Raw genomic sequence first — 20600 nt, forward strand, 5'->3', positions numbered from 1 at the left:
CTGCAAAAAGACGGAGCGGCTTAACGCCCCTTTACCTTCAGCAACACCACGCCGTGCGCCGGAACGGCAAAGACCTTCAGCGACGCTTCAAGGTCGAATCCAGCCCATAGATCGCGAACGGCTTGCACAGTCTCCAAGCCCGCATCCGCGGGCGCCAGCTCCATCGTCGCCGCCGCCTCGCCCCGGTTGAACAGGGCCACCGCCACCGCGCCGTCGGCCAGGGGCTTGGTCCAGACCTCGGTCGAACCCTCGCGCCGCACCGCCTTGCCCTGGACGCCCAGGGCGTCCTGGTCCACGGCGATCACCTCGCGGTTCTCGAGCATCTTCAGCACCTCGGGGCTGCTCTGGCGCAGGTCGTGCCCCATCATCAGCGGCGCGGCGGACATCGCCCACAAGCTCATGTGGGTGGCGTACTCGTCATGGCTCATGCCGCCGTTGCCGATCTCCAGCATGTCCGGATCGTTCCAGCCGCCGGGGCCGGCGTGCTCGGCGCGGCCATTCTTGTCGAAGCCGATCCTGGCCATGGTCGGATAGTCGTCGGTGATGTCGCCGGTCGTCCGCCACAGATGGCCGCCGACCTTGCGCCCCCACGCCCCGACCTCGAACCGGCCGTACTCGCACAGCGAATAGACGATCGGCCGCCCGGTCGCCCGCAACGCCGCGCCCATCTCGTAATAGGTGCGCTGGACCTTGTCGGCGTCGTCATAGAACCATTCGCCCGAACACAGGTCGTACTTCAGATAGTCGACGCCCCAGTCGGCGAAGGTCTTGGCGTCCTGCTGGACGTGGCCGTAGCTGCCCTCGAAGCCGGCGCAGGTCTTGGGACCTGGCGCGCTGTAGAGGCCGAACTTCAACCCCCTGGCGTGGACGTAGTCGGCCAGGGCCTTCATGTCCGGGAACTTCTCGTTCGGCCGGATGGCGCCGTCCGGTCCGCGCGTCCCCTGCCAGCCGTCGTCGATGTTGACATAGACGTAGCCGGCGTCGCGCAGGCCGGTGGACACAAGGGCGTCGGCCATGGCGCGGACCGTCCTGTCGTCGATCTTCTCGGCGAACTTGTTCCAGCTGCTCCAACCCATCGGCGGGGCTTTGGCCAGACCGTCGGCCGCCAAGGTTCCCAAGGGCGGCAAGGTGGTGGTCTTGAACGCCCTCGCCCGGGCGTCGCCAGTGGTCCCGGGACGCCCCGCCTGCTCGACATGGGCGTACCAGATGTCGCCCGACAGCTTCAGGGTCTGGCCGGTCAGCACCGCCGTCCATTGCCGGGTGGCGTGATCCTTGTCGTTGAGATTGCGCAGCTCGAAGGTGGCCTTGCCGCCCTGGACCACCAGGTTGCGCATCTCCATCGGGCCGTACCAGGCGGTCGTCACCGAGCCCCTGACCTTGCCGCCCTCGCTGGACAGCTGCACCATGGTGACGCCGGGATAGGACGGCGCGTCGTCGAACAGCCACACACCGTCCAGCGGCGTCGCCGCCTGGACCGCGCCGGCGGCCAAGACCGTGGCCCCGAGTGAAAGCGTCATCAGGCCGCGCAGCATGGCGTTCTCCAGTTCAAGGCGGCGAGCGGGAAGCCGCGCGCCCGAGGCGGGCGTTGGTGGGTCTAGGGGGTAGGGTCGCAGGCCGGGGCCGAGCCGCTGCCGGAGCGCGGCGTCTGGGCCGTCGGGGCCAGGACTTCCCACTCCTGTACGGCCAGGCCGGCATAGGTTCCCTGGGCGCTGGAAGCGTCGAACACCGCGCGGACGCACCGAGCGGTCACCGCCGCGAAGGCGGCGGACTGGAAGCTGTCGACGTCCGTCCCGAAGCCCTTGGGCTGGCGCACCGGCTTCCAGCCGCCGTCCCAATATTCCATCCGCCAGGCCTTCGGCGGGGCGACGCCCACGCCGGACCCGGCCGGCTGGTCGGCCCAGAACCGGATGCGGGCGCCGTTCAGGGTCACCGGCTGGTCGAAGCGGTACTCGATCCACTGGCTGGCGGGATTGTGCGGCGTCCAGCTGCCCCACAGGTCGGGCGGCAGGGGCGCGTTGCGGACGAGGCCGTCGTTCAGCGCCTTGATCCAGTACTGCACCGGCACGGGCGCGTTGGATGCCGTGGGCGTGGCCATCGCCGCGATGTTGCGGGTCGGCGCCGGCGGCGGCGCGGGACGGCGGGTGGGCGTGACCGGCAGGATGGCCGGCGGGCTGACGCTGTCGTCCCAGTCCATCCTGTCGATCGCCACGCTGCGGCGGAAGTGCCCGCCGCCCGCCGCGTCAGCCGTGTGATAGGCCAGCCACCACTGGCCCTTGAACGCCACCGCGCCCGCGTGGGAGGTGGTCGAGGACACCGGCCGCAGGATCACCCCGCGATAGGTCCAGGGCCCGAGCGGAGACGGCGCGGTCCCGTAGGCGATGCAGGCATGGTAGACGGCCGGCGTGCAGTCGGACGACGGTCCAGCCCGGTTGCCGGCGTAGAGCATGTAGTAGACGCCCTTGCGCTTCATCAGCCACGGGGCCTCGAAGAAGCCGTCCAGGCTGTCGACCTTCACCTCCGCCCCCTTGGGCGTGATCATGTCGGCCGCCAGCTCCATGCCGCGAAGTTGGCCGAACGTGCCCCAATAGAGATAGACCCGGCCGTCGTCGTCGACGATCGCCGTGGGATCGATGTTCTGGATGTCGTTGGCGACCGGCGTGGTCTGCGAGACGATCGGCCCGGCCGGGTGGGCGTCGGCCCAGGGTCCCGCGGGGCTGTCGGCCACGGCGACACCGATGGCGAACCGGTCCTTGGCGTTGCTCACCGCCTGCAGGACGGGCGCGTAGAGATAGAACCTGCCGTCGCGGCCCGGGACGATCTGGCCGGCATAGGCCCGCCCCGGCTCGGCCCACCGGAACACCGCCTCGGGCCGCGCGATCGCCGGATAGTGCAGCCAGTCGCCCGACGCCGGATCGCGGGTCGAAAGCGCCTGCCACGCGTTCATGATGAAGTCGTTGACGTCGGGCGGCGCCTCGTCGCGGCCGGCCAGGATCCACAGGGTGTCGCCGACCACCACCGGAGCGGGGTCGGTCGAATAGTACCGCCCGTCCGCGAGGATCGGGTTGCCGGCGGCGTGCACGGCCACCGGCTGGGCGGCGGCCGGCGCCAGCGTCGCCAGGGCGCAGGCCAGGCCGGCGCTCCAGGCGACCGGGGCCAGGTCATTCCTCATCGGGATAGGGCCCCTTGCCGCCGTCGGCGATCAGCTGGTCGACGCGGGCGTCGATCACCGGCAGCGGGACCGACCCCAGCTCCAGGACGGCGTCGTGGAAGGCGCGGATGTTGAACTTCGGCCCCAGCGCCTGCTCGGCCCGCTTGCGCGCATCGATGAAGGCCAGCATGCCCATGTAGTAGGACAGCGCCTGGCCCGGCCAGGCGATGTAGCGGTCGACCTCGGTCTGGATCTCGTGGTCGGCCATGGCGGTGTTGTCGTGCAGGTACTGCTGGGCCCGCTCGCGGCTCCAGCCCTGGGTGTGGATGCCGGTGTCGACCACCAGCCGCGCCGCGCGCCACATCTGGTAGCTGAGCATGCCGAACCGGTCATAGGGCGTTTCGTACAGGCCCATGTCCTCGCCCAGCGCCTCGGAATACAGCGCCCAGCCCTCGCCATAGGCCGACAGGTAGGTGTCGCGGCGATAGGCCGGCAGGTCCTTGTTCTCGGCGGCCAGCGGCATCTGGAAGGCGTGCCCCGGCGCGCTCTCGTGCAGGGTCAGCGCCATCAGCGAGTAGAGAGGACGGGACGGCAGGTTGTAGGTGTTGACCAGGTAGATGCCCGGGCCGCCGCGGCCGCCGGTGTAGAAGGGCGCGATCTCGTCGGGCACCGGGCGGATGGCGAAGCGGCTGCGCGGCAGGTGGCCGAACCACTGCGAGGCCTTGCCGTCGAAGCTCTTGGCGTCCCAGGCCGCGCGGTCCAGCAGGTCCTGGGGCGTCTTGGCGTAGAAGCGCGGATCGGTCCGCAGATAGGTCAGGAAGGCCGGAAGGTCGCCCTCGAACTTCACCTCCTTCATCACGTCCAGCATCCGCGCGCGGATCTTGGCGACCTCGGCCAGGCCGATCTGGTGGATCTGGTCCGGCGTCAGGTCGGTGGTGGTGAACTCGCGGACCTTGGACTGGTAATAGGCCTTGCCGTCCGGCAGGTCGTAGGCCGCCAGGCTGCGCCGCGCGCCGGGGATGTACTCGTCGCGCAGGAAGGCCCGCAGGCGGGCGTGGGCGGGAACCACCGCCTGGGTGATCGCGTCGGCCGCCTCGCGGCGCAGCGCGGCTTGGACAGCCGGCGGGATGTTGGCCGGCAGGGTCTTGAACGGCGCGTAGAAGGGCGAGGCCTCGGGCGTGACGGCTTCGGCCACCAGGGCCACGCCAGCGTCGCGCCCCTGCAAGGTCACCTGGGCCGGGGTGAACCCTCGCGCCAGCCCGGTGCGCATGTTGACGATCTGCTGGTCGTAGTAGCGCGGGATGTCGCGCATCATCGCGATGTAGCCGCGATAGTCCGCCTCGGTCCTGAAGCTGCCGCGCGCCGATTCCGCGACGTCGCCCCAGAAGCTGCTGTCGGCGTTCAGCGGCTTTTCGTATTCGCGGTACTGCTGCTCGGCCAGCAGGGCGTCGATCTGGCCCTTGTAGACGGCGTAGTTGACCTGGTTCTTCTTCGACAGCTTGGCGACGGGCAGATCGGCCAACTGCCGGGCTGCCGTGGTCCAGCGGGCCAGTCGTGCGGCCTGGATCGCCGGGCCGACATCGGGAAGCTTGAACGCGTCGGTCTTGGGGCCGTCTTCGCTGGGTCCGGTCTGGGCCAGGCGCCAGGCGTATTCCTCGCCGGAGATCGCCTCGAAGCGCTTGTCCGCCGAACCGGCCTTCGCGGTCGGCGGACTGGCCAGGGCCGTGGAAGCGGCCAGTATCGGCGCGGTCATCGCCACGCACACGACCGCCGTATCGAAAAGCCCGGTTCGCCGCATCTTCAGCCCTTCTGCTCAATCAACATCATGATGTCCCGGTGGAGCGCGCCGGGGATCACCACGCCCTCGCGCAGGCTGCGGGCCCGCGCGGCGTAGCGGCGCTGCGACGGCAGCCGCGCGCCCTGGGCCTCGATCGCCTCGAACATCGCCTCGGCCCGCGCCAAGTGGTCAGCCAGCGCGCCGCCGAGAAAGCCTGCCGGATCCAGGGCGATGATCAACTCTCCCCCGATCGGCGAGCCGCCGCGTCCCGCGTCGACGGCCAGGGATTCCTGGCTGGTCATGTCGCCGATCAGGGGTCCAGCCAGCAGTTCCACCATTGCGGCCAGGGCTGAGCCCTTGTGGCCGCCGAAGGTGCGCATGGCGCCGCCCAGCACCTCCTCGGCCACGGTCGTGGCGGCCCCGTCGGCGTCGTAACCCCAGTGGTCCGGCACGGGTCGGCCGGCGCGTCGATGCAGCTCGATCTCGCCCCGGGCCACCGCACTGGTGGCGAAGTCGAAGACGAACGGGTCCCGGCCCGGCCGCGGCCAGCCGAAGGCGATGGGATTGGTGCCGAACACCGGGCGCGTCCCACCCTCCGGCGCGACCCAGGCGTGGCTAGGGGTGAAGGCCAGCGCGGCCAAGCCCTCACGGGCCAGCGCCTCGACCTCGGGCCAGAGGGCCGCGAAATGCACGACGTTGTTCAGGGCCAGGGCGGCGATCCCGAAGCGCCGGGCCTTGTCGACCAGCACGGGGCGCCCGCGCTCGAAGGCCAGTTGCGCGAAGCCGCCGTCACCGTCGACCCTCGCCAGGGCCGGCGCCGGTTCGTCCAGCACCGGTTCGGCGTCGACCGAAACCACGCCCTTGGCGATGCTGTTGGCAGCCACCAGCAGGCGATAGACACCATGCGAGGCGCAGCCGTCACGCTCGCCGGCCACCATCGTCTCGGCGACGGCATCGACATGGGCCGCTGACAGGCCCGTGGCGCTCAGGACCTGATGCGCCAGCGCCCGGACGTCATCGAGCGAAAGCCTGACGCCGTCCGGTCCATCGCCCGGGCTCACGCCGTGGACGCGGGCTTGGCGGCGAACAGCTGCACGCCGAACACCGGCCCCGCCGTGCTGCGCTCACGCGGTACGAACCGCACCCGGACCTTGGTCTTGCCCTTGGTCAGCGCCTCGGGCAGCGGATATTCGACGTCGAAGAACTTGCCCGGACGGTCGGCTTCCAGGTGCTGGGAAGCGATCTTGACGTTGTCGACCAAGATGTCGAAGTCGCGCTTGCGCTCGTCGCCCCAGTAGGTCGCCTGCAGGATCAGCGGGCCGGGCCGCAGCTTCATGTCGAACTCGAAGAAGCCACCCGAGCGGGCGTCGCGGCCGTTGCGGTTGCGATAGGCCACCGGATAGGACAGTTCGGAGGTCAGGTTGTGATCGCGCTCGGGCTGCATCTCGCCCAGGTGCATGATGTCGACCGAGCGTGCGCTGATGTCCTTGGCCCGGGCCTGGTCAGCCAGGAACGCGGCCTCCTCGGTCTTCCAGGCGTCCTCGGTGAAGCGCTTGAAATAGACCGCGCTGCGGCGCTCGTACTGGCTGTAGAACGGCACGAAGTTCAGGTCGCCGGGCCGGCCGACGCCCCGGGCGACATAGAGGGCCTTTTCCGGCGCCGTGGGCTGGAAGCCCGCCAGCACCGCCTCGCCGACCAGGGCCGGATCCACGCCCTTCCAGGGTTCGCTGCTCGGACCCAGGTCGGCCGCCAGCACCATCGGTCCGCGCACCACCGCCACCGTGGACTCGTCGCCCGGCGTCGCCTCCAGGCGCAGGTCGAGCGGCAGGGTGATGGCCACCACGTCGCCGGTCCGCCAGCGGCGGTCCACAAGGGCGTAGCCGCCCGCCATCTCGGCCGTGACGGCTTGGCCGTTGACGCTGACCTTGGCCTGACCCTTCGCCCAACCCGGAACGCGCAGGGCGATCGTGAAGCGTCCCGGCCTGGCCAACTTGGTCAGGGTCAGGCGCGATTCCGGTTCGTAGGGATAGCGGGTCTCGAGCTTCAGGCCCGCGCCGCGCGCCTTCCACTGGGCCTCGGCCGGGATGTAGAGGTTGACCAGCAGCGTCCCCTCGCCTTCCCAGAAGATCGACTCCCCGTGCTTGGCGTGGCTTTCCATGCCGGTGCCGACGCAGCACCAGAAGGCGTCGTCGTCATTGGTCGAATAGCCCCGGTCCGCGCCGGTCAGCAGCGGCGTCATGTAGGTGAAGCCGCCGGTCTTGGGGTTCTGCGCCGCCATCACGTGGTTGAGGTGGGCGCGCTCATAATAGTCGAACAGCCCGCCGTCCGGCCGCCAGCTATAGAGCTGCCGGGTCAGCTTGAGCATGTTGTAGGTGTTGCAGTGCTCGCAGGTCTGCTCGCTGATGTGGGCCGCGATGGTGTCGGGCGCGGCGAAGTACTCGCGGTCGGCGTTGCCGCCGATCACGTAGCTGTGGTGCTGGGTGACCGTCGTCCAGAAGAACCGCGCGGCCGCCGCGTCCTGCGGCTTGCCGGTCAGCTCGTAGAGCCGCCCCAGGCCGATCAGCTTGGGCACCTGGGTGTTGGCGTGGAAATTGGCCAATTGATCCTGCTGGGCGACCAGGGGGTCCAGCACCTTGCGGTCGTAGATCCGCTCGGCCACGACCAGCCACCGGCGATCGCCGGTGCGGGCGTAGAGCTCGGCGTAGCTCTCGTTGAGGCCGCCATATTCGCAGCCCAGCAGGGTCTGCATCTGCTCGTCGTTCAGCGCTGCGAACACGCGCTCGAAATAGCCGCCCAGGCCCACCGCCACGTCCAGCGCCTGCGGGTTTCCCCAGGCGCGATGCACGTCCAGTAGGCCGGCGAAGGTCTTGTGCACGGTATAGAGCGGCGACCAGGAGCCGTTCAGGTCGAACCCGCCCGAGCGGATGTCGCCCTTCATCACCTCGCCGAAGATCTCCTCGCCATCGACGACCGTGCCGTCCTTGCGCTTGCGCTGCAGGGCGCCGACATAGCCCGTGCCGCGCTTGGCCTGGGCCCTGGCCAGCTCGCCGACGATATAGTCGGCCCGCCGCCGGCATTCGGCGTCGCCGGTCTGCTCGTACATGACCACCAGGGCCGACATGTAGTGGCCAAGAGTGTGGCCGGCGATGGTGTCGGATTCCCAGCCGCCGTAGATCTCGCCCTTGGCGGGCAGGCCCGCGAAGGTCATGAAGTTGTGCAGGAAGCGGTCGGGGCTGAGGCGCAGCAGATAGGCCCGATTGACCTCTACGGCGGTCGCATAGTCGGACGGCAGCAGCCGCACCGACGACAGCGGCAGGGGCGCGGCCCTGGCGGGAAGGGACGCGCCGCGGGCCTTGGCCAGGGCGCTGATCGGCTGGGCCATGCCGGCGAACGCCGCGGCCGTCAGCATCAGATCACGGCGTGTCGCCATCGGTCTTCCCCCAATATTTGATACCGTATACGATCTTACGGTCACACCCTTTGCTCGTCAATCTGGCGGTGCCGGAAAGGCGACGAGCCGAACCCTTATGAGGGATTGCGCCGGGATTCCCCCGTCTAGCGGAGCGGCGAAGACGCAACCGTTCCGGCTCTAAGCCAAGTGGTGACCCTCTCCCAGCGAATGTCCAAATCGTCGGATTATATATCGTATAATCTTCTTGACGCCGCAGCGACGAACCGGTTTGTGACAGGATGGGAATTGGGGGCGCGGCATGCCGTTAGGCGGAACATCCACGGTCAGGCGCGGCGGCGTCCACCTCGGACTCTCGGCGTTCGCCCTGGGTCTCTTGACCGCTTCGGCCGCCGGCGGCCAGCCCCTGTCTCCCGCCTCCGCGACGACGACCAGGCCCGCGCCCCTGCCGCCGATCGCCGAGCGCTATGCACGCGCGGACCTGTTCATGCGCGGCGGCCTGGGCCAGTTCATCGTCGACGACAACCTGCAAGCCCGGTTCGTCGCCGACGGCCGTGGCGTGCTCTATCGCCACGGCAAATCCGGCCAGCGTGTCATCACCTATCTGAACCTGGCCGACCGCAAGCAGAAGACGGTCGCGGTCGAGGCAGACCTGATCCGCCAGGTCTCGGCCGCCTTGCCGACGCCGCCTACCTCCCCGCCGCGAATCGAGATCGTCGATTTCGACCCGGACGCCGACGCCCTGACCTTCACCGCCGCCGACAAGCCGTGGAAATCGACCCGCGGCGACGTGGTGGAACACCCGGTCCAGGCCGTCGATCCGGCCTTGTCGCCGGACGGGCGCTTCAAGCTGATCGCCCGCGACTTCAACCTGTTCGCGGTCGACACCAAGAGCGGCCGGGAAGCCGCCCTGACCGCCGACGGCTCGCGCGAGCGGCCCTATGGCCGCGACATTCCGCAGCTGCCGCAGATCCTCAAGGCCGGCGTCGAAGAGCCCGACATGCCGGTCTCGGCCCAGTGGTCGCCGGACAGCCGGCGGATCCTGACCTGGCGGCTCGACACCCGAGGGGTCAAGCGGCTGTCGATCACCCAGCAGAACCCCGGCGGCCTCTATCCGCGCAGCTTCTCCTACATCTACCCGCTGGCCGGCGCGGCCACGCTGCCCCAGGCTCAGCGGCTGGTGATCGACGTCGAGCAGGCCTTCCGCGACGGGGCCGGCAAGATCGTGCCGCTGGCCATTCCGTCCGAGTCCCTGCTCTACCCCGCGGCGCCGGAGATGAGCTGGGACGGCGACCATGTCCGGGCGCAATGGACCCAGCGCGGCTATGGCCAGCTGGTCGTCTATTCGGCCGATCCGGTCAGCGGCGCGGCCAAGATCGTGGCCCGCGAGAAGGTCGCGCCGCTGGTCACCGTCACCTCGTCCAGCCTGCAGCCGGCCCCCGCCCTGGGCGGCGAGCTGGCGATCTCCGAGCGCAGCGGCTGGGCCCAGCTCTATCTGGTCAAGCCCGACGCCCCCGACGGCGGCAAGGCCCTGACCACCGGGACCTGGGAAGTGCTGTCGGTCGACCGCGTGGACGCCCGCGACGGACTGCTGGTGACCGGAGTCGGGCGCGAGAAGGACCGCAACCCCTATTACAAGGCGCTCTACCATGTCGGCCTCGACGGCGAGCCTCCAAGGCTCCTGACCCCCGAGCCACTCGACCACGAGACCACGGTGTCTCCCGACGGCCGCTGGATCCTCGACGAGATGTCGAGCCCGACTGAACCGACCCGCACCGTGCTGCGCGACGCGAGGGACGGACGCCTGGTGCTGGAACTGGGCCGGGCCGACCCCAGCGCGCTGTGGGCAACAGGGTTCCTGCCGCCCGAACCCTTCACCGGCCTGGCCGCCGACGGGGTGACCCCGCTGTACGGCATGATCTTCCGTCCGGTCGGCTATGACCCGACCCGGCGCTACCCGGTGATCGACAACGTCTATACCGGCCCGACTACCACCCAGACCCCGACCTCCTGGCGCGACTCGGTCTCGGCCGCAGGCAACAGCGTCGCCCAGATCGGCGCGGTGGTGGTGATGATCGACGGCCGGGGAACCTCGCGGCGGGGCCAGGCCTTCCGCCTGCCGGCCTACCAGAACCTGGGCGAGGTGGGGCTGGACGACCATATCGCCATGATCCGGCAGATGGCCGCGAAGGATCCAGGGCTCGACCTCACCCGGGTGGGCGTGTTCGGCGGCTCGGCCGGCGGCTACGACGCCGCGCGGTTCGTGCTGCGCCGGCCGGAGTTCTTCAAGGTCGCAGTCGCCTCGTCAGGCAACCACGACCTGCGGCTCGACAAGGCCTGGTGGCCCGAGGTGTCGATGGGCCTGGCGGACGAGGCCACCTGGGAGCGCAACTCCAACATGTCGGTGGCCGGCGCCCTGCAGGGCAAGCTGCTGCTGGTGCACGGCGATATCGACGACAACGTCCCGGTCACCGAAAGCGTCCGCCTGGCCAATGCGATCATCCAGGCTGGCAAGGACGTCGATTTGGTGATCCTGCCCAACACCACTCACGCGGTCTATCAGCCGTTCTTCTGGCGCAAGCTGCGCGACTACTTCACCCGCAACCTGCTCGACGAAGCGCCGCCGGCCGCCCAGCCGCCCGTGCGCCTCGCCGCCGCCACCGCGAAATGACGAGGCTCCGATGACGAACCTTCGCCCCCTGGCCCTGACGGCCCTGCTGCTGGCCACCACGCCGCTGGGCCTGAGCGCGACCAGCCTGGCCCGCGCCGAGGAGTCCGCGCCCGCTCCGGCGCCGGCCAAGAAGGTCTTCGCGCCGATCGCCCGGACCACCTATCGCACCGCCCAGTTCCGCCTGGAGCTGCGCGCCGACACCCAGACCTTGGCGCGGCTGTCGCCGACCGCAGACGCCGGCTTCGATTTCACGCCTGGCGCTCGGGAAGCCGAGCGCCAGGGCGACGGCTACGTCCATGTCGGCGACATCCACCTGCGCCTGCGCACCGAGGGCGGGGCCTGGCGCGACTTCAGCTCGGCCCATCAGCGCAAGCCCATCCGCCGCCTGCCGGCCGGCGGCGCGACCCTGGCGGCGGCCGACATCACCGCCTCCCTGGGCGCGGACTCGCCCCTTCGCGTCGAACGCCGCTGGGTCGCCGAGGGCGGAGCCCTGGCCCTGCGCTTCGTCCTGACCAATACGTCCAAGCAGGCCGTCGAGGTCGGCGGCCTGGGCCTGCCGATGGTGTTCGACAACATCATCACCGACCGTTCGCTGGAGGAGGCCCACGCCCAGGCCAGCTTCGTCGATCCCTATATCGGCCGCGACGCCGGCCACCTGCAGGTGACCCGCCTGAACGGCAAGGGTCCCGCCCTGCTGGTCCTGCCGGAGAAGGCCACGCCGCTGGAGGCGTACAGGCCGATCCAGCAGGCCGGCCGCGGCGCCAAGCCCGGCGACATCTTCACCGACCGCAGCGAGCGGGGCCAGACCTCGGAAGGCTTCTACGACTGGACGGTCGCCAGCAAGGGCTTCGCCGAGCAGGACTGGAAGACCGCCGGCGAGCAGTGGAACACGCCCACCAGCTTCTCCCTCGCCCCCGGCGCCAGCCGCACGATCGGCGTGCGCCTGGTCACCTCGCCGTCGATCCGCGCGATCGAGGACACCCTGGTCGCCAACGGCCGCCCCGTCGCCGTGGGCGTCCCCGGCTATGTCGTGCCCACCGACCAGGAGGCGGCGCTGTTCCTGAAGTCGCCCAAGCCGGTGGCGAAGATCGAGAGCTATCCGGCCGGGGCGCTGGCCGCCACGCCGGTCAAGTCCGGTTCGGGATGGTCGCGCTACGCCGTCCGAGCCTCGGGCTGGGGCCGGGCCACCCTGTCGATCACCTATGCCGACGACACCGTCCAGACCGTCTCCTACTTCATCACCAAGCCGCTCGACCAGACCATGGCCGACCTCGGCCGCTTCTCGACGACCAGGCAGTGGTTCGAGGACCCGTCGGACCCGTTCAAGCGCTCGCCGGGCATCCTCACCTACGACCGCCAAGCCGACAAGATCGTCACCCAGGATCCGCGGGTCTGGATCTCGGGCATGAGCGACGAAGGCGGCGCGGGCAGCTGGGTCGCGGCGATCATGAAGCAGCTGGACAATCCCGACGCCGGCGAGGTGGCCAAGCTGGAGCGGGTGGTCAACGAGACCATCGTCGGCGGGCTGCAGGTGGCCGAGGGCGAGCACGCCGGGGCGGTCAAGAAGAGCTTGTTCTACTACGCCCCCGACGAATTCCCGACCTATTACGACCCCAAGACCAACTGGAAGTCCTGGACCTCGTGGTCGAAGAAGGACGCCGGCGACCTGGGCCGGTCCTACAACTATCCGCACGTGGCGATCGGCCACTGGGTGCTCTATCGCCTGGCCCGCAACCACGACGGCCTGGTCAAGACCCACGACTGGCGCTGGTACCTCGACCACGCCCAGACGACCGCCGTGGCGATGATGCGCGACGCGCCCTACTACGCCCAGTTCGGCCAGATGGAAGGCGACGTGTTCGTCGACATCCTGAAGGATCTTCGCCGCGAGGGCCTGACCGCCAAGGCCGACGAGCTCGAGACCCTGATGAAGGGCCGGGCCGACCACTGGAAGACCCTGCCCTACCCGTTCGGCAGCGAAATGGCCTGGGACTCCACGGGCCAGGCCGAGGTCTATGCCTGGATGCGCTTCTTCGGCCACCAGAAGCAGGCCGACGAGACCCGCGAGGTGATCCTCGCCTATGACCCGACGATCCCCAGCTGGGGCTATAACGGCAACGCCCGGCGCTACTGGGACTTCCTCTACGGCGGCAAGGTCCCGCGCATCGAGCGGCAGATCCACCACTACGGCTCGACCCTGAACGCCGTGCCGCTGTTCGACGCCTACCGCGCCGACCCCGGCGACCTGCACCTGCTGCGGGTGGCCTATGGCGGCCTGATGGGCGGCGTCACCAACATCGACCAGGAAGGCTTCTCGTCGGCCGCCTTCCACTCGGCGCCGGACATGATGTCCTGGGACCCCTACAGCGGCGACTACGGCATGGGCTTCTTCGGCCATGCCTATGCGGCGGCGACCTACCTGGTCAACGATCCGACGTTCGGCTGGCTGGGCTTCGGCGGCAATGTCAGCCAGGCCGACGGCGTGGTGCGGATCGAGCCCAAGGACGGGGCGCGCACCCGCCTGTTCGTGGCCCCGATCGGCGCCTGGCTGACCCTGGAGGCCGGCAAGATCGAGGCCGCCGCCTACACCCCGGCCACCGGTAAGCTGACCCTGACCCTGGCGGCGCGGGACGCGGCGACGCCGGCGGCCCGGCTGCTGGTCGAGGCCACCACCAAGGGCGCCCGCCCCTATCGCCCGGCCGGGGCGGCCTTCGAGCGGGGGGCCTACACCCTGCCCCTGAAGGATGGGCCAAGCACGATCGAGCTGACCCCGAACTGATCGGCGAGGACCAGGCGACATGACCAGGATCGAACAGCGCAAGGCTCGTCCATGAACATCGTCATCGTCATGGGCGTCCTGGTCACGATCCTGACCGGCGTCCCCGTGCTGATCCAGCTGCTGCGGGATCACCCCCGGGGGCTGCTGATCCTGTTCTTCGCCGAGATGTGGGAGCGCTTTTCCTACTACGGCATGCGCAGCATCCTGATCTTCTACCTGACCCAGCACTTCCTGTTCGACCCGAAGACGGCCAGCGCCCACTACGGGTCGTACACCTCGCTGGTCTATCTGCTGCCGCTGATCGGCGGCTTCCTGGCCGACCGCTATCTGGGGGCGCGCAAGGCGGTGATCTTCGGCGCCCTCCTGCTGATCGCCGGCCACCTGACCATGGCGATCGAGGGCGCGCCGGCCACCCAGACCCTGACCTATGGCGGCCACACCTACGAGTTCGTGTCGGAAGGCCGCGGCGAAGGCCGGGTTTCGAAGCTGGTCGTCGAGGCCAGGCCCTACGCCGTGGCGGCCTCCAAGTCCGGCGACTTCGCCGTGCGGGGCCTGCCGGCCGACGCCCCGATCCCGGCCGTGCTGGCCAAGGGCCAGTACCAGCTGGGCGTGACGGGGCGGGACCCGCTCTATCTGAACGTCTTCTGGTTCGCCCTGGCCCTGATCATCGTCGGCGTCGGCTTCCTCAAGCCCAACATCTCGACCATCGTCGGCCAACTCTATCCGGCGGGCGATCGCCGGCGGGATCCGGGCTTCACCCTCTATTATTACGGCATCAATCTCGGCTCGTTCTGGGCCTCGATCCTCTGCGGCTTCCTGGGGGTGACAGTCGGCTGGTGGGCGGGCTTCGGCCTGGCGGGCCTGGGCATGATCGCGGGCTTCGTGGTCTTCGTGCTGGGCAAGCCGCTGCTGCGGGGCAAGGGCGAGCCGCCGGTCCCGCGGCAGCTGGACAAGCCGCTGCTGAGTCCGCTGAACCGCGAAGGCCTGATCTACGCCCTGTCCCTGGTCGGCGTCGCGGCGGTGTGCCTGCTGGTGCGCTACACGGTGATGGTCAACTGGACCCTGATCGCCGGCATGCTGGCCTCGCTGGGCTACATCCTGTGGTTCATGATCGCCCAGTGCGACAAGGTCGAGCGCGAACGCCTGGGCCTGGCGGTGTTCCTGATCTTCGGCGCGGTGGTGTTCTGGACCCTGTTCGACCAGGCCGGCTCGTCGCTGAACCTGTTCGCGGCCACCAATGTCGACCTGGACCTGGTCGCCCGGCCGGTGCGGCTGCTGAACGGCGCGATTACCCTGGCCGCCCCCGAACAGCTGGCGGCGGCGGGGATCGACCGGGCCTCGACCTTCTGGATCAACACCAGCTTCAACGCCGCCCAGACCCAGGCCCTGGGCTCGGGCTGGCTGCTGATCTTCGCTCCCGTCTTCGCCTTCCTGTGGACCTGGCTGGGCCAGCGCGGCAAGGACCCCAACCCGGTCATCAAGTTCGGCCTGGCCCTGCTGCAGGTCGGCGCGGGCTTCCTGCTGCTGCAACTGGGCGCGCACCTGGTCGACGGCGCCTTCCGCATGCCGCTGATCTTCCTGCTGCTGATGTACATGCTGCACACTACCGGCGAGCTGTGCCTGTCGCCCGTCGGCCTGTCGCAGATGACCAAGCTGTCGCCGGCGGCCATGGTGTCGTTCGTCATGGCCGTGTGGTTCATGGCCGTGTCGATCGCCGGCAAGGTGGGCGGCTTCATCGCCGGCCTGACGGCCACCGAGACGGTCGGCGGCCAGGTGCTCGACCCGAGCGCGGCCCTGGCCCGGTCGCTGGTGGTGTTCAACTGGATCGGCGGGATCGCCATGGTGATCGGCCTGGGCTTCCTGGCCCTGGCGCCGGTCCTCAAGAGATGGTCGCACGGCTCGGACGAGACCGACCATCATGCGCCGGTGGACACCGCGACGAACGCTGGCTGAACCGCTGGGCGGCCCGTTCGTTGGCGACTTGCCGCTCAGAGGATCAAGACCCTCCCCCGTGGGGGAGGCGATCGCGCAGCGATCGGTGGGGGGAGTCTTAGGATCGTCGATCCGGGTTGCGGTCGCCTGCCGATCACTCCCCCCACCGTCGGCTTCGCCGACACCTCCCCCACAGGGGGAGGATCTTGGATGCACGGCTTCGCCGCCTCACGCGATCTCTCGCTGAGCGAATGGGAAGGGTGCGAAGCGCCCGGGCCTCGCCCGGATGATTTGCAGTTATGAGTACCGTTTCGACGAAGACGAGCGCTTCGCGTGGAACCGTTATCCGGAAGCCTTCGGGTCGCGGATTTTTAACCCGCTCCGATGGAGGCCCCCGACGGGCGGAGCGTTGGCTAACACTCCGGACCGCATGGGCGATTTCAGCCCGTGCCTGTGGCGACCGTCTTTCGGCTCCGCGAGGATGTTCCCGCCGTCCGACCGGAAAGCCGAAGGTCCATCCGGATCCTCCCGCCTTCCGCGCCGGCCCGACGGGCCCCGCGCAACCGGCCGACGGACACGTCCCGCTCGACCACCCCCGAAAGCCGCATCGGTCGCCGTACGTGCGCCCTTCCCGTGCTTTCAGGTGGGATCAGGATACGGGCGGTCGGGGAGGGTGAGGATCGAGAAAAGCGAGAAAATCGCAGGGCCTTGAAATCGTTGAGCTCGCCCCTCGGCTATCCCCGTGAAGCGCGGGGATGGAGGCCACAAAAAAGACAGCCACCGGCGCTGGGCGCGGTGGCTGCTGAGTTCACCTAGGGGAGAATGGCCCGAGGACCCGCGACGCCGTCGCCGATCCTCGGGAGAAGTGAAAGCCTCAGAAGTCCATGGTCAGGCCCACGAACAGGGTCCGGCCCATCGGGTCGTAGACGCCCGGATAGGTGTTGCCGTTGCCGAACGAGCTAAGCAGGCCGGCCGCGATCACCGGCGGATCCTTGTCGAAGGCGTTGTTCATGCCCGCGCGCAGCGACAGCTGCTCGCGCACCTTCCAGTTGGCCGCCAGGTCGAAGTAGCTGTAGGCCTTGATCTTGCGATTGATCTCGACGTAGTCGCCCTGCAGGAACGGGTTGCTGTTGTTGCTCGACAGGTCGGTCCCGCCGAAATAGCGCCAGTTGACCGAGACCGTGGCCGGGATCCACGGCAGGCTCCAGGTGGTCCGCAGTTGGTGGCGCCAGGCCGGGTTGGGCTGGCCGCAGGTCGGGCCGAACAGGCCCTTGCAGTTATAGGCGCCCAGGCCCGGCAGCTGCTCGATCTTGCGGCTGTTGAGGTAGGTGCCCACGAAGCTGAAATCGAGGCTGCCCCAGTCGCCGCCCTTGGTCAGGGACGAAAGGTCCAGGCGATAGTTGCCGGTCACGTCCAGGCCCGAGGTCTGCAGGAAGCCGGTGTTCTGGTTGGTGGCGACGATGTAGCCGCGATCGCCGAACAGCACGCCCGAGGTCGGGTCGCGGTGGAACAGGCTGCAGAAGTACGGATTGCTGGTCTGGACGCACTGGTTGATCACGGTCGGCGCATCGACCGAGCCGATGTACTGGTCGACATAGATGTCGAAATAGTCGAGCGACATCGAGAAGCCCGGCAGGAAGCGCGGGGTCAGGACGACGCCGGCCGTGCGGGTGTCGGCCACTTCCGGCTTCAGGTCCGGATTGCCGCCGCCCTGGGTGACGCAGGTCTCGGCCGGGCATTCGGGGATCTTGCCGTACTGGGCGGCGGTGACGCCGGTCAGGGCGCAGGCCGCGGCCGACGCCGTCGGCGTAGCGCCGGCGCAAGGGTCCACCGCCGAGACATTGCCCAGGCCCTGGGCCGCGAACAGCTCGCTGATGTTGGCCGCCCGCACCGCGCGGTTGTAGCTGGCGCGGAACCGAATGTCCGAGGTCGGCGCATATTGCAGCTCGACCTTGTAGGTCGAGACCCGCTTGTCGAGGTAGTCGTACTTGGAGGTCCGATAGCCGGCGTTGACCGACAGGCTCTTGATGAACGGCGCGTCCTGGACCAGGGGCAGGTCCACCTCGCCATAGGCCTCGTTGACGCTGAAGGCGCCGGCGTTTTCCTTGGTGCCGGCGGCCTGGGCCAGGGCGTCGGCCTCGAACTTCAGCTCCTCGCGGCGATGCTCGACGCCCAGGGCCACGGCCGCGCCGTCGTCGGCCCACGGGCTCTTGATCCCGTACTGGCCCAGGTCGCCGTTCACGTTCGCGCTCAGCACCTTCTCGCGCTGGACGCCGTGGGTGTAGGTCGGGGCGTAGAGGTACTTGTAGGCCGCCGCGCTGAGGCCCTGGTACTTGAAGACGTCGATCGGCACGCAGCTCGGATCGCTGCCGTCGACCACCGACTTGCAGGTCGGCGTCCCGTTGACATTGACCACCTGCAGGGCCTTGGCGGCCTTGGCGTTGTCGACGTTGTTCTTGTAGCTCTCGTCGAGCACGACCTGCGAGTAGAGGAAGCCGGCGTCATAGGTCCAGCCCGGCGCGATCTCGCCGCGCGAGCCGAGGTTGATCCGGTAGTCGGTGTGGCGCAGGTCGTCCCGGCGCGGCGAGCTGCCGGGCCCGGTCAGCCGGTAGCCGATGAAGGTGTCCTGGTTGACGTCCGTGCCCGCGGCCGACCCGCACAGGGTCGCGGCCTGGGACGCCGACATCAGCGGATTGTTGCAGTTGATCTTGAACGTCGTCCCCTGGAACAGGGCGGACGGCGCCGCCTGCGAGAAGGTGTGGTCGTCCATGAACATGAAGCTGCCGTAGACCTCGGCCGCCTTGCTGATCTCGTAGTGCGCGAACGCCCCGGCCGTGTAGCGGCTGTCGGAGCGCTGGATGTAGTTGGTGGGCGCGTAGTTGTAGAGGAACGAGCTGTCGTACGGGACCCAGGTCTTGTTCCCGTCCTTGGTGTTGTTCAGCGTCGACCCGGCGTTGGGGCCGCTGAGCAGGGTGAACAGGCCGTACTCGTTGTTGCTGGAGCCGCCGCAGACCAGGGCGTTGCTCTGGGGTCCGGTCAGGTTCAGGCCGCAGGCCGAGTAGTCGCGGCTGTCCTGGGTGACCGGCTTGAGCTCGCGATAGCCGGCATAGAAGGTGACATTGCCCTTGCCGTCCGGCGCATTGATCCCGAAGGCCAGGTTGACGTCGGTCCGCGCCCCGTCGGTGACCGAGCTGTCCGGCAGCTTGTAGCCCGCCGCTGTGATCAGCGACCGGGGATAGCCGTTGTCGTTCTTGTGCTGGGCGATGCCGTACTGGGCGTCCAGCCGCAGGCCGTTGAGGTCCTTCTTGAGGATGAAGTTGACCACGCCGGACACCGCGTCCGACCCGTAGACCGCCGACGCGCCGCCCGTCACCACGTCCACCCGGTCGACCAGGGCGCTGGGGATGAAGTTCACGTCCGCCGTCTCGGCCGGCAGCATCCGCTGGCCGTCGACCAGCACCAGCACGCGGCTGGAGCCCATGTTGCGCAGGTTGACCCGGGCCGTGCCGTCCGAGCCGTTCGAGCCGTTCTCGTTGGAATCGGCGGTGAACTGCGGCAGGCGGTTCAGCACGCTCTCGATCGAGGTGGCGCCCTGGTACTTGATCTCGTCGTCGCCGACCACGGTCATCGGGCTGGCCGAGACCAGGTTGGGCCGCTTGATGCGCGATCCGGTCACCACCACCGCGTCCAGGGTCGCCGGCTCTTCGGCCGTGGCGACCTGCTGGGCGAAGGCGGCGGGGGGCCCGGCGACCGACAGGACCGCAACGGCCGCGGCTCCCGCCATCAGATCAAGGCGCGCCAGTCTGCTGCGCATGGAAATTCCCCTCCAGAACGACCGCGCCTCCCACAGGCGCGTCTCGGCCAGAAGGAAGGCACGATAATATTATTTATGTCAAATATCTTATACGATATACATATAACAGTGGGCGAGCGGCCTGATCCGGCGGCAGTTGGAAGCCACGGCGCGAGCGGAATCGCGGAGCGCGGAGGACGTTGCCGCCCTCGTCGCCCCGCGAAACTGGCCGTGCTTGACAACGGGAGGCGCGGTGGCGTGATGCCCTCATGTTCGGATCGCCGCGCGGCAAGCCGCTGAAACTCGTCCCGTTCAGCGAGGCGAAGCCCCGGACCTTCAGCCCGCTGCTGTGCGACGGCCTGACGGCGCGCGGTCTTTCGTCGTTCGCGGACCTGCTCGCCCTGCACGCCCGCCTGCAGCGGGACCATCCGGACCACCGAGTGCTCGCCTCGCTCGACGACCTGAGCCAGGCCTCGTACACCTCGGGCCACGGTACCGACTATCACGGGCTGGACGAGGTCGAGGGCCACGACCTGTCCGGGCTCGGCCCCGAGGTGTTCGAGAACGGCCAGCACCAGGGCTATCTCAGCACGCCCGCCGAATTCCCCATCCGCCTGGCCAACCTCCTGGCGCGCGCCCGCGACATCCGGCTCGAGGCGGTTTTCGGACTTCTGGATTGGGAGACGTCCGGGGACGCCAACGACCTGGTCACGATCAACACCGACCCCGAGGCCGCCCTGGGGATCGCGCGGGAGCAGGAGGTCCTTTTTCAATTCGCGCCGGTCCAGTCCGCCGCCGAGGCGATCGCCGCCTTTCCCAACGGCTATTTCCAGTCCGACCTCAGCCCGATGCAGAACCTCGTCCTGGCGCGGCGCCTGGAGGCGGAACACGGCCTGTCGCTGTTCGGGATCGGCGCGCGCCTGCTCGGGTTTCGCCGCGCGGCCGCCCTGGACGAAGGCAAGGCGCGAGCCCTCGCGACGGAGCTCGCCGCCCTCTACGCCAAGACCCCGCCGACCGCGGCCGATCAGCTGGCGAGGCTGCTCACCGGCCTCGACTGGCTCCTGCTCCGCTACACGGAAAGCTGAACAGGC

10 protein-coding genes are annotated in these 20600 nt (G+C 69.1%); 4 read left to right on the forward strand and 6 right to left on the reverse strand.

Going from position 1 to position 20600, the window contains the following annotated elements:
* Nucleotides 1-20: 20 nt before the first annotated feature.
* The 5 genes from ACSQ2G_RS02495 to ACSQ2G_RS02515 all read right to left on the reverse strand — a co-directional run bounded on the left by ACSQ2G_RS02495 (nt 21) and on the right by ACSQ2G_RS02515 (nt 8355).
* Entirely contained in the window at nt 21-1532 is a 1512-nt protein-coding gene (locus ACSQ2G_RS02495; RefSeq protein WP_436027990.1) for a glycoside hydrolase family 27 protein, read from the reverse strand.
* 62 nt (nt 1533-1594) lie between these two features.
* Complete coding sequence (locus tag ACSQ2G_RS02500; protein ID WP_436027992.1) at nt 1595-3169, reverse strand: family 43 glycosylhydrolase; 1575 nt, start codon at nt 3167-3169, stop codon at nt 1595-1597.
* Nucleotides 3159-4946 carry a DUF885 domain-containing protein gene (locus ACSQ2G_RS02505; protein ID WP_436027994.1) on the reverse strand — a complete coding sequence of 596 codons (1788 nt, stop codon included), beginning with the start codon at nt 4944-4946 and terminating at the stop codon, nt 3159-3161. The genes ACSQ2G_RS02500 and ACSQ2G_RS02505 overlap by 11 nt, the downstream gene beginning before the upstream one ends.
* A 2-nt stretch (nt 4947-4948) precedes the next feature.
* Nucleotides 4949-5986, reverse strand: coding sequence for an Ldh family oxidoreductase (locus tag ACSQ2G_RS02510; RefSeq protein WP_436027996.1), 1038 nt, complete (start codon nt 5984-5986; stop codon nt 4949-4951).
* Nucleotides 5983-8355 (reverse strand): beta-L-arabinofuranosidase domain-containing protein, encoded by a 2373-nt coding sequence (locus tag ACSQ2G_RS02515; RefSeq protein ID WP_436027998.1) that lies wholly within the window; start codon nt 8353-8355, stop codon nt 5983-5985. The genes ACSQ2G_RS02510 and ACSQ2G_RS02515 overlap by 4 nt, the downstream gene beginning before the upstream one ends.
* A 280-nt stretch (nt 8356-8635) precedes the next feature.
* Here ACSQ2G_RS02515 and ACSQ2G_RS02520 point away from each other — a divergent pair, with 280 nt between their 5' ends.
* Genes ACSQ2G_RS02520 through ACSQ2G_RS02530 form a run of 3 tightly spaced genes read left to right on the forward strand, consistent with a single transcriptional unit; the run spans nt 8636 to nt 15737 of the window.
* Nucleotides 8636-11005, forward strand: coding sequence for a prolyl oligopeptidase family serine peptidase (locus tag ACSQ2G_RS02520; protein WP_436027999.1), 2370 nt, complete (start codon nt 8636-8638; stop codon nt 11003-11005).
* A gap of 10 nt (nt 11006-11015) precedes the next feature.
* Complete coding sequence (locus tag ACSQ2G_RS02525; RefSeq protein ID WP_436028001.1) at nt 11016-13784, forward strand: DUF5695 domain-containing protein; 2769 nt, start codon at nt 11016-11018, stop codon at nt 13782-13784.
* Nucleotides 13785-13835: 51 nt separating this feature from the next.
* Entirely contained in the window at nt 13836-15737 is a 1902-nt protein-coding gene (locus ACSQ2G_RS02530) for a peptide MFS transporter (protein ID WP_436028002.1), read from the forward strand.
* 853 nt (nt 15738-16590) lie between these two features.
* On the opposite strand, the gene ACSQ2G_RS02535 is transcribed toward ACSQ2G_RS02530, so the two are convergent.
* Entirely contained in the window at nt 16591-19530 is a 2940-nt protein-coding gene (locus tag ACSQ2G_RS02535; RefSeq protein ID WP_436028004.1) for a TonB-dependent receptor domain-containing protein, read from the reverse strand.
* A gap of 248 nt (nt 19531-19778) precedes the next feature.
* Between ACSQ2G_RS02535 and ACSQ2G_RS02540 the strand changes: the two genes are divergently transcribed.
* Nucleotides 19779-20594, forward strand: a complete 816-nt coding sequence (locus ACSQ2G_RS02540) for a hypothetical protein (RefSeq protein ID WP_436028006.1) — start codon at nt 19779-19781, stop codon at nt 20592-20594.
* The last annotated feature ends 6 nt before the right edge of the window (nt 20595-20600 follow it).

It is taken from the genome of Caulobacter sp. LjRoot300 (assembly GCF_964253875.1).
In the GTDB taxonomy this organism is placed as follows: Bacteria; Pseudomonadota; Alphaproteobacteria; order Caulobacterales; family Caulobacteraceae; genus Caulobacter.